The sequence below is a fragment of the Microcoleus sp. PH2017_12_PCY_D_A genome (genome assembly GCF_020738565.1).
Taxonomy (GTDB): Bacteria; Cyanobacteriota; Cyanobacteriia; order Cyanobacteriales; family Microcoleaceae; genus Microcoleus.
This window is the reverse complement of sequence record NZ_JAEQCI010000010.1, coordinates 78,390-93,319: the sequence shown is the minus strand read 5'-3', so window position 1 is coordinate 93,319 and position 14,930 is coordinate 78,390. Positions and strand designations below refer to the sequence as shown.

The 14,930-nt window shown below is 47.0% G+C and carries 8 protein-coding genes; all 8 read left to right on the top strand.

Annotated features, from left to right (window positions below):
* The first annotated feature begins 159 nt into the window (after positions 1-159).
* The 8 genes from JGK39_RS01095 (at position 160) to JGK39_RS01060 (ending at position 14,784) form a co-directional block, all read left to right on the top strand.
* Entirely contained in the window at positions 160-1,122 is a 963-nt protein-coding gene (locus tag JGK39_RS01095) for a glycosyltransferase (protein WP_293254598.1), read from the top strand.
* 393 nt (positions 1,123-1,515) lie between these two features.
* On the top strand, positions 1,516-3,375 hold the full coding sequence (locus JGK39_RS01090; protein WP_293254600.1) for an NAD(P)H-quinone oxidoreductase subunit F: 1,860 nt from the start codon (positions 1,516-1,518) through the stop codon (positions 3,373-3,375).
* A gap of 104 nt (positions 3,376-3,479) precedes the next feature.
* The gene (locus JGK39_RS01085) at positions 3,480-4,199 is read left to right on the top strand and encodes a carbonic anhydrase (RefSeq protein WP_293254603.1); all 720 of its coding nucleotides are present in this window, start codon (positions 3,480-3,482) and stop codon (positions 4,197-4,199) included.
* Between the two features lie 176 nt (positions 4,200-4,375).
* Positions 4,376-5,881 carry an NADH-quinone oxidoreductase subunit M gene (locus tag JGK39_RS01080; RefSeq protein WP_293254606.1) on the top strand — a complete coding sequence of 502 codons (1,506 nt, stop codon included), beginning with the start codon at positions 4,376-4,378 and terminating at the stop codon, positions 5,879-5,881.
* A gap of 614 nt (positions 5,882-6,495) precedes the next feature.
* Entirely contained in the window at positions 6,496-7,818 is a 1,323-nt protein-coding gene (locus JGK39_RS01075; RefSeq protein ID WP_293254612.1) for a CO2 hydration protein, read from the top strand.
* Positions 7,819-8,027: 209 nt separating this feature from the next.
* Positions 8,028-8,234, top strand: coding sequence for a hypothetical protein (locus JGK39_RS01070; RefSeq protein WP_293254615.1), 207 nt, complete (start codon positions 8,028-8,030; stop codon positions 8,232-8,234).
* A 449-nt stretch (positions 8,235-8,683) separates the two neighbouring features.
* On the top strand, positions 8,684-13,102 hold the full coding sequence (locus JGK39_RS01065; protein WP_293295439.1) for a Calx-beta domain-containing protein: 4,419 nt from the start codon (positions 8,684-8,686) through the stop codon (positions 13,100-13,102).
* Between the two features lie 131 nt (positions 13,103-13,233).
* Positions 13,234-14,784: an AAA-like domain-containing protein gene (locus JGK39_RS01060; RefSeq protein WP_293254621.1), complete on the top strand. Its 1,551-nt coding sequence runs from the start codon at positions 13,234-13,236 to the stop codon at positions 14,782-14,784.
* The last annotated feature ends 146 nt before the right edge of the window (positions 14,785-14,930 follow it).

Sequence of the window (14,930 nt, the reverse complement as noted above, 5' to 3'; positions counted from 1 at the left end):
TACAAACTTTAAGAGAGGACTGAAGTCCTTACTACAAACTTTAAGAGAGGACTGAAGTCCTTACTACAAACTTTAAGAGAGGACTGAAGTCCTTACTACGAACCGATTTGTAATAAGGACTTCAGTCCTGATTGACTCAGCAACCCGCAGAGAGGATTAATGAACAGTGCGGAGTTTTTACCCCTTGTTTCGGTTGTAGTACCTGTTTATAACGGCGAGAAGGATTTGCCGGATTTAATCGAGTGTCTGCGATCGCAAACTTATCCAACAAACAGAGTAGAATATCTCTTAGTAGACAACAAAAGTCGCGATTACACTTCAACCATCCTTCAAGCAGCAGCCAAATCCCCCAACCAAGAGGGATTCAATCAAATAACCCTTCGCAATCTCAGCGAAAATACCATTCAAAGTTCCTACGCCGCCAGAAACAAAGGAATTCGCGCCTCAACAGGTGAAATCATCGCCTTTACCGACGCAGACTGTCGCCCCGAACCTCAATGGTTGCAAAATTTAGTCCAACCATTCGCTAACTTAGACATCGGAATTACCTGCGGTGAAATCCTCGCCCTCCCCGGTAACACTCTCTTAGAAAAACACGCCGCCCGCGAAAATACTTTATCTCAAAAACATACTCTCGCTCACCCTTTTTGTCCCTACGGTCAAACGGCTAACTTGGCTGTACGCAGGCAGATTTTAGCACGAGTCGGTTTGTTTCGCCCCTACCTTACGAGCGGTGGCGATGCGGATTTGTGCTGGCGGATTTTGCGGGAAACATCCTATAAAATCTATTTTGCCGAAAGTGCGATCGCCCGACACCGCCACCGTTCTACAATAAAACAGTTGCAAAGTCAATGGCATCGCTACGGCGAGTCGAATAAATATTTGCACGAACTCCACGGCGTCGATTTGATGCGGGAATTTAAAATCAGGGAATATTTTTACCGGCTGGCTAGGTGGCTGTTAAAGGAATTGCCGGTTGCTGCTGCTAAGTGCGCGATCGCCCGCGCCGATCTGGTAGATTTGTTGAATACGCCGATCGGTCTTTTGAATGTGAGAGCAAGGGCGATCGGACAGCGACAAGCCAAACTCCCAGAACTAGCTCGGGAAATTGAGCGACTTTAATCCTTAGAAGAAGACTGGGCGGTTGAAACCGCGTCTATACAGGCAAAACCCGGATGGTGCGCGGGTTGAAGACCTATCCTATGTTATTCTCTCTTGAGTCCGCGCACCATCCGGACATCGTTTGTGTAGGCGCGGTTTCAACCGCCGTCTGATCTTTACATCCGATAAGCACAGTTTATCTGTATATAAGTATGCTGAATTGGGAAATATGAAAATTTCAGGCAATCCTTAATATAAAATTAATGAGTCTATTTTGAAGCGCGCAGTTTCAAAACGACAAGAAACTCGCATTTACCCCAAAATTTCTTTACTTCTGGCGAAGGACCTCAGCCGAATGGCGATCGAGATTATTCTCAGATTTTTAAATTTTTGTAACATTTACAGGTAGTGCCAATGGCTCAAATCCTACTCCAGACCGTTTGGTTTATACCTTGCTATCCACTTATCGGCGCATTTCTGTCGATACTGTGGTTTCCAGCAGTAACTCGCCGCACGGGGCCTAGACCCTCCGGTTACGTAAACGCCATCTTAACTTTCTTCGCTTTCCTTCACGGCGTCATCGCCCTGACAGCTATCTGGAACCAACCGGCACAACACCAGTTGATTCCCTGGCTGAATGTGGCAGGTTTAGACTTAACCATTCCCGTAGACATCTCTGCTGTCACAGTCGGGGCGACAGTTTTGATTACCGGACTGAACCTTCTGGCGCAGATTTATGCAGTCGGTTACATGGAGATGGACTGGGGCTGGGCTAGGTTCTTTTCCCTGATGGGGCTGTTTGAAGCGGGGATGTGCGGCTTGGTATTGTCCAACTCTCTGTTTTTCAGCTACATGATTCTGGAAGTTCTGACTCTGGGAACTTACCTGCTAATCGGGCTGTGGTTCAATCAGTCTTTGGTGGTGACGGGCGCCCGCGACGCTTTCTTGACAAAGCGGGTAGGAGACTTATTCCTGCTGATGGGAGTAGTTGCAATTCTGCCGCTGGCTGGAACTTGGAATTTTGACGAGTTGGCCGTGTGGGCTAAGACTGCAAACATTGACCCCACAGTGGCGACGCTGTTGAGTTTGGCTTTGATTGCCGGCCCGATGGGCAAATGCGCCCAGTTTCCCCTGCACCTGTGGCTGGATGAGGCGATGGAAGGCCCTTTGCCGGCAACGATTTTGCGGAACACGGTGGTTGTGGAAACCGGCGCCTGGATTTTGATTAAATTGCAGCCGGTGATTGCTTTGTCGCCCGTGGGGCTGAAGACAACTATTATTGTGGGTGCTGCAACGGCTGTGGGTGCGTCTTTAATTGCGATCGCCCAAATCGACATCAAGCGCACCCTTTCCTATATAGTTAGCTCTTACATGGGCTTAGTATTTATCGCCGTCGGTACCGGACAAACCCAAACAGCTTTGACATTGATCTTTGCCTACAGCTTGGCAATGGGTTTGTTGGTGATGAGCATCGGTTCGGTAGTTTGGAACAGCATCACTCAGGATGTCCGATATCTCGGCGGTTTGTGGGCGAAGCGCCCGATATCGGGAATATCGTTTCTTGTCGGCGCCGCTGGAGTGATGGGACTGCCCCCCTTCGGCTGCTTCTGGGCTTTATCAGAATTAGCAGGCGGGCTGGCTAAAACTCATCCTTCACTGTTAGTAGTAGTGCTGTTTGTCAACGGCGTCACTGCTTTTGGCTTAGTGCGCGTTTTCGGTTTAGTTTTCGGCGGCAAACCCAAGCAAATGACCGAACGTTCGCCCGAAGTTGCCTGGCCTTTTGTCTTGCCGATGACAGTGTTAATGGGATTTACTTTGCACGTCCCGCAGTTGCTCGCAGCGTGGCAAATTTTGCCTTGGGCAACTTTGAATTATACTGCGGCCGGGCTGTTAGCTTTGTCAAGTGCGATCGGCATCGGTGCCGGAGCATTTATTTACCTCAACGAAAAGTGGGAAAAACCAGTGCGAATTGGTTCTCAAGCCGTGCAAGACTTCTTTGCCTACGACTTTTACACCGCCCAACTTTACCGCGTGACCATCATCTTTGCCGTCGGTCTGGTTTCCCAAATCATATCCTGGTTCGATCGCAATATTGTTGACGGATTTGCGAACTTAATCGGTTTTGCCACAGTTTTCGGCGGGCAGAGCCTCAAATACAACGTTAGCGGTCAAACTCAGTTTTATGCCCTGACAATTCTGTTCGGAGTTGCACTTTTAGGACTGCTAGTAAGCTGGCCTCTGTTGGCTCGCCTGTCCCTGATTGTCGGCGGGTAAAGAGATATAACGTTGCAGATTTTAGGTGACACTTTCAACCTAAAATCTTAAACAAATGAAGTCTTGAATAAAGATTTCAAACTCGATCCAACAAGGCAGGATACATGAAAGACCATCACAGACAAGTAAATCTTTCCCGGCGCAACTCCCTCAAATTTGTCGCAGGAGCAATAGGTACAGGAATACTCGCAGCACGAGTAGGTGCTGATGTAGCTGCACCGGAACCAGCAATTGCTCAAAATGACATGAGTCCCGATGCAGCGTTGGCAAAATTAATGGAGGGGAACAAGCGATTTGTTGACAGAAAACGCCAAAGTCCCAACCAAGACTTACCCCGCCTTGCCGAAGTTGCCAAAGCTCAAAAACCATTCGCTGCTATTCTGGGCTGTGCTGATTCCCGCTTTCCTTCTGAGATTATCTTCGATCAGGGATTGGGCGATTTATTTGTCTGTCGGGTAGCCGGAAATGTAGCTACTCCAGAAGAAATTGGCAGCCTGGAATTTGGCACGCTGGTGCTGGGAGCAAAAGTGCTGGTAGTAATCGGCCACAAACGTTGCGGTGCGGTAGATGCAACCATCAAAGGCGCTCAAGTTCCCGGTCAAATTGGCAGTTTGCTCGACGCAATTAGGCCTGCTGTAGAAAGCTCGAAAGGCCAAGCAGGCGATCGTTTAGAAAATGCCTGCAAAGCCAATGTGGTGCTGCAAGCTAAAAGGCTGAAAGCATCTCCAGTTATCTCAAAGTTAATTCAAGAGAATAAGCTGAAGGTTGTTGGTGGATATTACGATTTAGACACGGGTGCAGTCAATATTTTGATTGAGTCGTAAACAGTTGACAGTTGACAGTGGAGGGCAAGGTTTTAAACACTTGACAGTCAACAAATTAAGCGCGATTGTCCGCCGTCAGTCCGTCCCAAGCCCACTGTCAAATGTTTCGTAACTGTCAACTCTCAACTTTCAACTGTCAACTGAAATGATTTTTTACTCTTCACTCTTCACACATTATGCTTAGTGCGTTGCTCTGGTTGCCCGCGTTGGGCGCTGCGGTAGTCGGGTTCTTGCCCGGAAAAATGAATGCGATGCGGGTGCGCTCCGTCGCTTCCGTCTTCGCTGCTGCCGTTTTCCTGTTGAATCTCTGGCTGCTAACTCAATTTGACACGACAAATTCAGGGCTACAATTTCACGAATATTTGCCTTGGATTCCACAATTGGGTTTGAGCTACAACTTGGGAATTGATGGCTTATCTTTGCCACTGCTAGTTTTAACCGGATTGCTAACGCTATTGGTAATTTACGGTACTGGTGAAGGCATAGCTCGCCCCCAGCTTTACTACGCTTTGATTTTGCTGATCAATGCGGGGGTGGCGGGAGCTTTGATGTCTCAAAACTTGCTGCTGTTCGTTTTGTTTTACGAGCTAGAATTAATTCCGTTTTACCTGTTAATTGCGATTTGGGGCGGCAAGCAGCGCGAATACGCCGCTATGAAGTTTCTGATTTACACGGCAGTTTCGGGACTTTTAGTTTTAGCAGGATTTTTGGGTGTAGCTTGGCTGAGCGGCTCTTTAAACTTCGATTATAGTGCAATTACTACTCAAGATTTGCCCTTAAACACGCAATTAATCTTGCTAACAATTGTCCTAGTTGGGTTGGCAATTAAAATTCCTTTAGTGCCCCTGCACACTTGGCTGCCGGATGCCTACGTGGAAGCTTCGCCAGCAACAGCAATTCTGTTGGGAGGGGTTTTGGCGAAGTTGGGAACTTACGGCTTAGTGCGGTTTGGTTTGCAGATGTTCCCCGAAACTTGGTCGATTGTCGCTCCTGGTTTAGCGATAATTGGTACAGTGAGCGTGATGTACGGTGCTTTGACCGCGATCGCCCAAAAAGATATCAAGCGCATGGTAGCCTATAGTTCGATCGGGCATATGGGCTACATCCTCGTCGCCTGCGCCGCCGGCACCAAACTCGCCTTAATCGGCGCCGTCGGGCAAATGGTAAGCCACGGCTTGATTTTAGCCTTGCTGTTTTATCTCGTAGGCATCATCGAAACCAAAGCAGGCACGCGGGATTTGGACGTGCTCAACGGCTTGATGAATCCGATGCGCGGCTTACCCACGGCAAGTTCGCTGTTAGTTTTGGGCGGCATGGCAAGCGCCGGCATTCCCGGTTTAGTCGGTTTTATCGCCGAATTTTTAGTATTTCAAGGCAGTTTCTCAGCATTTCCAATTCCGACTTTACTGTGCATTTTAGCCTCCGGCTTAACAGCAGTTTACTTTGTAATTCTGCTCAACCGCACCTGTTTTGGCAAATTGGACAATGCCACGGCTTATTACCCAGCAGTTAAGTTTGCCGAAAATATGCCAGCCCTAGTTTTAGCGGGTATCATTTTCTTCTTGGGAGTGCAACCGGTGTGGCTGCTGAAGTGGAGCGAATCTACTACAAATGCGATGGCAGTAACCCTGTCAACGGGCAGATATTCTCAAGTAGCTGTCAGCTATCAGCAGGACAAATAGAATGGGAGAGGGGGAGAGTGTCCGATGGGGATCGGGGGAGATCAGAAAAATCTTCTTTCTTCCTTCTTCCTTCTTCCTTCTTCCTTCTTCCTTCTTCTTTCTTCCTTCTTCCGACGGACATCGGACTTCTTCCGACGGACATCGGACTTCCATCCTTTACATCCGTTACATCCGTTACATCCGTTACACAATCCGTTGCCGAACTTCCTTCTTCCTTCTTCCTTCTTCCCTCAACATCCATCCATTGAATCGGTTAAATCCGCTATACAATCCGTTGGCAAACGATATCATCTCCGGTGGAGTGACCACAATCAGATTCGTTTGTAGTGCGGACTTCAGTCCGCAGCCGGAGCGGACTGAAGTCCGCACTACAAACCGTTTTTGTGATGGTAATGGACAAGACATGATATGAATTCGGATTGTAAATATGGTAAAATAAAAACAACCAGTCTACTACCACCATAACTGTGTAAAAGTTTGGAATAGCGCAAACAATTCTAAATTCAGGTGCACTTACAGCAATTTCCCTACTAGCAACTTCCAAGCATTGCGCTGCAGCCGACGCAAGCGAATATTTCTAAATATTGAGATTCATTCAAACCAAGGAAAAAACAATGGTACAAACTCCTACGAAACCAGCAACTAAACTGCCTCCTTCTAAGCACGAATTTGCAGAAGTAATTCACAGACTGGAAGCTGGCGGCGCGATGATTCCCGATACGCCGGAAAATCTGATGCAAATCATCGCGATTTGGAAGGCCTACGCGGTACCGATGGATTTCTATTGGCGGGATTTACTTTACATCGCGGAACGGGTATTTTTAAACCCTCTTCCCTTCTTTAAATACTTCTTACCCCAGGAGTATTTAGATTTGCAAAATCACTATTCAGGTGACGGTGCAGATTTGCGGGTGTGGCGGGGAACGGGAAGCGCCCACCCCGAACTTTTGGAGTTCATGGAAAATGGGGAAACTGGCAAAAAGCCGCGACTGTTTCACCATTTGTGGCACGATCGCATTAACATGGAATTTGCCGAAGAGTGCATGAGAGGAATGCTTTGGCACCGGGGCTTGTACGTGCCGACGAATCAATTCGATCCCTATCTCGACAGCGACGAATACAAAGCTAATGCCGATCGCGCCATTAAAGCTTACTTCAAAAAAGACCCGTTCATGCTGGCCCTGCACAAAGCATTTCCCGAAATGTTTTTGGAACAGTGCCGCCAAATGTCTTATTACAGCAATCTCGGTTTATTCTGGGAAGTAATGGCACCGGTGTTTTTTGAAGTTTCCGACTTGTACGACGAAGGGAAAGTTACCACAGTACCCCAGGCGATGGATTTCCTGGTAAATGGTATATTTGCGATCGCAGGTCGTCCGATTTACCACCACGTTCTCATCGACGGCGAAACCTATGAAATTATCCCGAAATCAAAAGGTTTCACTTGGCTTTACGAAGCAGCGTTACCTTATGTGGAAGCTGTATTTTACCGCACTTCACCGTTCCGGGGAACCAAATCTTACAACGCGCAAGCCAGGGAAGTTCCAGACGATCAAAAAGACTTCCACTACGGAGTTTTGTATGCAGACAAATTCCCGGTAGGAACTGCCGGCATCCCGCCGACGTTGCTAGCCCAAGATATGCTGCACTTCCTGCCGCCTTATTTGATGGATTTCTACAAACAGCGGTGCCGCGGCGAAGATGATATCCTCAATCAGATTGGGGTGACGTTTCAGCGATCGATGTACTGCGTTACTTCGGCGGTAATTCAAGCATTGCGAACGGCGCTGCTGTATCCTTTGGATGACCCAAATCCGAAGCATTTGAAGGCAAATCGGGCGTTTTTTGAGTCTCAGATCGATCGCTTTTGCCGCCCGGAATACGGCATGAAATATGCGGCGAAGTTGAAAAACATTCAGACTTCGGATTACAGGTAAAGGATGTTTGGCGGCGAGTCCGCAAGTCCGCCAGGGGTTTAAACCCCTGGCTCAAAGAAGACAGTCGGTTGAAACCGACTGGGGAAAATGAGAGCTTTTAAATTAGTTTCAAAGTGGTATAATGTTAAATCAGTTGGCATCATAATTATTTTTTTCTCTGCGTTCTCTGCGCTCTCTGCGGTTAAATCATTCCCATCTAAAAAATAATCATGAACAGCAAAGACTTAGCCAAATATATCGAAGCAACCGATGGGATTTCTAAACCGTGGCTGTTGGTGCAACTGCGGATGAAAAAATTGCAAGAAAGGCGATCGGAGATTTCTACTGAAGAATATCTCAAAGAACTTACCGATCTTCACCAAGATTTAATGAATCTGGGCGAATGGTGGGTGGGAATCGAAGACGAAGTGTTTTAATTAATTACCAATGGGAATACGATCTTGATTTTCATAACCTTTGAGTTTGACTAAGGTTTTGCCAATCAAACATCGATGGGATGTGACATGATTGGTTGGTTATTTTTAATCTAAATTTGCGAGTCATTGCCCGATAAACATATTTTTATGTGCAGTGTTTATTGAAATTATTTAATGCTTGACATTATAAGGTTAATTCGGTTAATTTATTAATAATTATTTTAGGTTGATTGATTCATATAAATCATTCAGTAGTTATCTGGTAGGGTGCGTCAGTTTTTCACATTTTATGCGATGTGTCAAGCAAATTATCCGACGCGCCCTACGACTGAACTAAAAGGCAGGTTATCGGTAGAGAACAAAATACTCTCCTGCTTAAATTTTTCACGCAGTTGAATGTGCTTGCCACATTCGATCGGATTGTTATATTAAATATCAGGTGCATCCAAATGGGACAGATAATTATTAATGAATTCCGCCGCGATACTGGAGACTGGACAGGCAACGAGTATGTAGAGTTACTGCTGACAGAAGATGTAAGTGCAACTCAGCTTCAGAGCTATTTTGTTGGCGACTCAACTGAGCCAACAACAGCTAAATATTCGGCTTATAAATTTACTAATATGGCAAGTATTGCTCCTGTGTTTAAAGCAGGAACTATAATTGCGATCGGTGGAGCAATTGTCAATCAAGAGATTACCTATAACCCCATACCTTTGGGAACAAATAATGATTGGAACATTAGATTGAGTCCCACAGGTGGATTTTTGACAAAGCTGCTGCCCGTGGGAAATTTTGATGGGAATTTAGCGGAGTCAGACGTTGTTTATGTTGACAATACTAGCACTACAAATTTCGATACAGTAGATTCGATCGCCTGGAGGACATCGGGAACACACGGAGCCTTTGCTAGTGCAGCTAAAGTGCAAGTTTCAGCCCCAAATATAGGGCGTAATATCGAGTTTTTTAGCGCTGTTGGTGGTGTAAATAAAACTCTTAATTATGCTGTTAATACTTCCGGTTCTCTAGGTTTGCCCAACGGCGGAATTAACAGTATTTATATTAACAAGCTCCGCAACCCCCAAGTTAACAGCGCTCCAACTTTAGGAAATTCTAATTTTAATAGTGCGCCCGCAATTGATGAAGACACAGCCAGCGCAGCTAACCCTGGATTTAGTATTTTTGCAACCACTAGCGAGTTAGGTAGTGATGCCAATGCTGGTGACGATCTGTTGGGTGTCGCAGTCACGGAAGCAGACAATACTAACGGTAACTGGCAATTTTCAACTAACGGTACTACTTGGAAAGATTTTGGCACAGTGTCGGAAACTTCAGCAACAGTCCTCGGTCGCAATCCTCTGTATAAGGGAGCGAACGGCAATACTCCCAGCGCTCAAAATTGGCTTTCTTTGACTAATTTAAATCTAATTTCTCCGACAATTGTTGCTTCAGAAATATATAGCGGTAATGGAGTTAATTTAAACAGCACTGCTGCCAACAGCATTTATGCCGGCTATACGAACAATCCGGCAAATCCGTTATTTCCACCGCTCGATCGCACTTCGGGATTTAGCTTGGATTTTAATCTCCAAATTATATCAGAAGCTCGCACTAATTCAAATCGAGCGGGTTTTAGCATTGTTGCCGTTACGAGCGATCGCAAAGCAATTGAAATCGGTTTCCAGCAGCTATCTGCAACTACGGGCAATATCTTTGCCCAAGGAGACGGCATTACTCCCAATCCGGGCGGGCAAATCAACGGCTTATTTCTGGCCGCCGAAAACGTTGCTTACAATACCAATAATGCTTTTGACTACACTCTCAGAGTTCAAGGCGATAATTACTTTCTTTCTGAGGGTGGCGATATTATACTAACCGGCCCGCTGCGAGATTATTCTGCATTTAGTGGGGCGATCGACCCTTACGAAACTCCTAACTTTCTATTTCTGGGCGACGACACAACCTCGGCCCAAGCTAACATCAACTTGACGCGGGTTTCCCTGCAAACGCCTGCGAAAGTCCGCTTTGTACCCAACCCAGACTATTACAGTACCGCTGGCAGCGAACCGACAATTACGTTTCGGGCTTGGGATGGAACGAATGGAGTCGGTAACGGTACTGCGGGCGTCAATGCTTCATCTACCGGGGGAACGACGGCATTTAGCACGAATTCCATTACCTACAGGCTTCCAGTCAATCCAGTTAACGATGCACCTTCGTTTGTCAAAGGGGGCGATCGCACTCTCAAGAGTAACTCCAGCGCGCAAACCATCCCCGGCTGGGCGACGGCGATTTCTCGGGGCCCCGCCAACGAGTCGGGACAAACTCTCGCGTTTCAAGTTACGGGGAATGACAATGCTGCTTTGTTTAGCGTACCACCTGCGATCGACTCGGCGGGCACGCTAACATTTACACCGGCCGTAGGGGCGATCGGCAGTGCTAATATCACGTTAAACCTGAAAGATAATGGTGGCACAGATAACGGCGGTGTCGATACTTCCCCCAACCAAACTTTCACTATCAACCTGACTAATCCCGGCACATTTAACTTCAGTAACGCCAGCTACAGTGTTAATGAAGATAGTAACTTTGCGACAATTACGGTTACTCGGACTGATGGTAATAATGTGGCTGCTGCTGTCAGTTATAGTACAAATAATGGGACTGCGAGTCCTGGAATTGACTACAATCAGACATCGGGAGTATTAAATTTTGGAATTGGTGAAACTGTTCAATTTTTTACGGTTGCAATTCTAGACGATTCGGAAATAGAAGAGGGTGAAACTGTCAATTTAATTCTAAATAATCCCACTAATGAAGCAGATTTAGGAGCAGTTTCTAGTGCTGTTTTGACTATTGTAGATACAACTCCAACTCCAACTCCAACTCCAATTCCAACTCCAATTCCAACTCCAACTCCAACTCCAACTCCAATTCCAACTCCAATTCCAACTCCAACTCCAACTCCAACTCCAACTCCAACTCCAATTCCAACTCCGACTCCAACTCCAACTCCAATTCCAACTCCAACTCCAACTCCAACTCCAACTCCAACTCCAATTCCAACTCCAACTCCAACTCCAACTCCAACTCCAACTCCGACTCCAATTCCAACTCCAACTCCAACTCCAACTCCAACTCCGACTCCAACGCCTGCGGAAACTCCGACTCCAACTCCAACGCCTGCGGAAACTCCAACTCCAACGCCTGCGGAAACTCCGATTCCGACTCCAACGCCTGCGGAAACTCCGATTCCAACTCCAACGCCTGCGGAAACTCCAACTCCAACTCCAACTCCTGCGGAAACTCCGATTCCGACTCCTGCGGAAACTCCGATTCCGACTCCAACGCCTGCGGAAACTCCAACTCCAACTCCTGCGGAAACTCCGACTCCAACTCCTGCGGAAACTCCGATTCCAACTCCAACGCCTGCGGAAACTCCAACTCCAACGCCTGCGGAAACTCCGATTCCGACTCCAACGCCTGCGGAAACTCCAACTCCAACGCCTGCGGAAACTCCGATTCCGACTCCAACGCCTGCGGAAACTCCGACTCCGACTCCAACGCCTGCGGAAACTCCAACTCCAACTCCAACGCCTGCGGAAACTCCAACTCCAACTCCAACGCCTGCGGAAACTCCGATTCCGACTCCAACGCCTGCGGAAACTCCGACGGTTAAATCTGGGGAAACTTCAATTCCGATGACAATTCCGACGGTTAAATCTGGGGAAATGCCGATCGCCCCAACCGCACCTCTACCAAGCGAAACCCCAACACCTGCGCTAATTCCTGCTGCTGTTGAAGACTGTATGTGCGATCATCGCATCAATTTACCCGATCGCGCTTCGATTCCCGGCCCCAACATCGCTGCAAACACCCTCACCGGTACAAACGGTAAAGATACTCTCACCGGCAGCAATATTAATGACAGCATCAACGGTTTTAACGGCAGCGACTTGCTAATTGGCTTATTGGGCAGCGACAATATTTACGGCGGCTTTGCTAGCCCGGTTGCTGTGGGCGCGGATGCAGATAGCGACACGATATTTGGCAACGAAGATAACGACTACATCGTCGGGCACGCTGGGAATGATGTTATTTATGCGGGTAAAAATGACGATCGGGCGATCGCAGGCAAAGATGATGACATAGTTTGGGGCGACAAAGGCAACGACACCTTGATTGGAGATGAAGGTGGCGATCGTTTATTTGGTGGCACTTCTAACTCGTTTGACGGCGATTTAACGGGAAAAGATTTGCTTTTTGGGGATAAGGGCAACGACCTTTTATACGGGCAAGAAAGCGCAGATACTCTGGCTGGTGGCGAGGGCAATGACAGCATCCGCGGCGGCAAAGATAACGATTTAATTTGCGGCGAATCTGGCAAGGATTTGCTGTTAGGAGATTTGGGAAGTGACACCATCTGCGGCGGCGACGGCGACGATACAATTTTCGGAGATATTGACAATATTCCGACGGATGGTAGCAGCCAAAAAGATTATTTGTGCGGCGGTAGCGGCAACGATTTAATTTTGGGCAATGAAGATGCCGATAAATTGTGCGGCGGCGATGGTAGCGATACTCTTTACGGCGGCAAGGGTAATGATACTTTGATTGGGGGAAGCGGGCGCGATTACTTTTGCTTCGCTGCGGGGGATGGTGGCGATGTCATTGCTGATTTTACGCCCGGTGAGGATGTATTTATTTTGATGGGAGGGTTAAAGGGCGATCGACTCAGCATAGTTCAAGATGGCGGTGCAACTTTAATCAAAATTGCCAACACAGATCAAATATTAGCTACTCTCAACGGCGTGCAAGCTGATTTCATCACCCAACAGGATTTTAGAGTAATTGAGTTTGGTTTGTAGATTTAAGATAGCGGTTGAAAGCGCTTCGAGGGTGGGTGCAAAATCGAATTTGGTAACGCTGGGGTGCGATCGGCATTCTGACAACCGCAAGCTAAACTAAAAGCAACCGTTCCTTACACCCCAATTTACCTATGCCTAGATGGTTCAATACCGCTGGCCCCTGCCAGGAAGACATTCATTATACCCTGTCGCCAACACTCCGCTTACCAGATTTGGAGCGATTAATTGCCCAACGCAACTATTTCGTCATCCACGCACCCCGACAAATCGGCAAAACCACCGCCATGTTGTCTTTAGCCAAACAACTCACCGACAGCGGAGAATACACCGCCGTCATGCTGTCAGTTGAAGTGGGCGCACCTTTCAGTCAAGATATTGCTGGTGCGGAAAAGGCGATTTTGAGTGCTTGGCGGCGAGCAATTTCTATCAGATTGCCCCAAGATTTACAACCTCTAGCTTGGTCTTTCTTGGAAGCCGGACACCGCATCGGCGATGCACTCAGTCTTTGGGCTGAATCTTCCCCTCGTCCTCTAGTTATTTTAATCGACGAAATTGATGCCTTACAAGACCAAGCTTTAATTTCAATTTTACGTCAATTGCGCGATGGTTATCCCAATCGTCCAAACGCTTTTCCTCAATCAGTCGGCTTAATCGGTTTGCGAGATGTGAGAGATTATAAAGTGGCGGCTGGTGGCAGTGACAGGCTCAATACTTCTAGTCCGTTTAATATTAAAGTTCGTTCCCTCACTATGCGGAATTTCAATGCTGCTGAAGTGGTCGAACTCTACAACCAACATACTGAAGATACCGGACAAGTTTTTACTCCAGAAGCCTCAGCGTTAGCTTTTGAACTAACTCAGGGACAACCTTGGTTAGTCAATGCGTTAGCTAAAGAAATCGTAGAAGAGTTAGTCACTGATGAATCAATAGCCATTACAGCAGAGCATATTTTAACCGCTAAAGAGATTCTGATTAAACGACAAGATACGCATTTAGATAGTTTAGCAGAAAAACTCAGAGAAAACCGAGTCAAAGCCATTATCGAACCGATTTTAGCCGGACGAGAATTGCCCGAATCTTCCAATGACGATCGCCAATATTTGGTAGACTTGGGTTTACTCAGGCGCGATCCGGCTGGGGGGCTAGTCATCGCCAATCCGATTTATCGAGAAGTTCTGCCGCGAGTTTTAGCCCAAGGCCCCCAAGATAGTTTACCGATGATCAGTCCCAGTTGGTTAACCGCCAACGGAGAATTAAACACAGATGCCCTTCTCGATGCCTTTCTCGCCTTTTGGCTGCAACATGGCGAACCGTTGCTCAAGAGTGCATCTTATCCCGAAATTGCGCCGCATTTGGTGTTGATGGCGTTTCTGCATCGGGTGATTAATGGTGGGGGAACGTTGGAGAGGGAATATGCCATTGGGCGCGATCGCATGGATCTGTGTTTGCGCTACGGTGAAGTCACATTGGGAATTGAACTGAAGGTGTGGCGGAATAGGAAAGTCGATCCTTTGACTAAAGGATTGGAACAGTTGGATGGATATTTAGCGAGATTGGGACAAGATTCGGGTTGGTTGGTAATTTTTGATAAAAGAGATAATGCACTGGAATTGGAAGAAAGGCTGAAAACAGAAATTCATGCTAGTCCATTGGGGCGAGAAATTACAGTCATTCGGGCGTGATGATTTTTTATGCAAGTTTAAAGACTTATAAAATTTTCAAAATAATTTAAAGAATTGATATGCAAACAGATTTATCCAAAAGGTTCGTAGTGAGGACTTTAGTCCTTCTTAGGATAACTCAAGAACGGACTGAAGTCCGTACTACA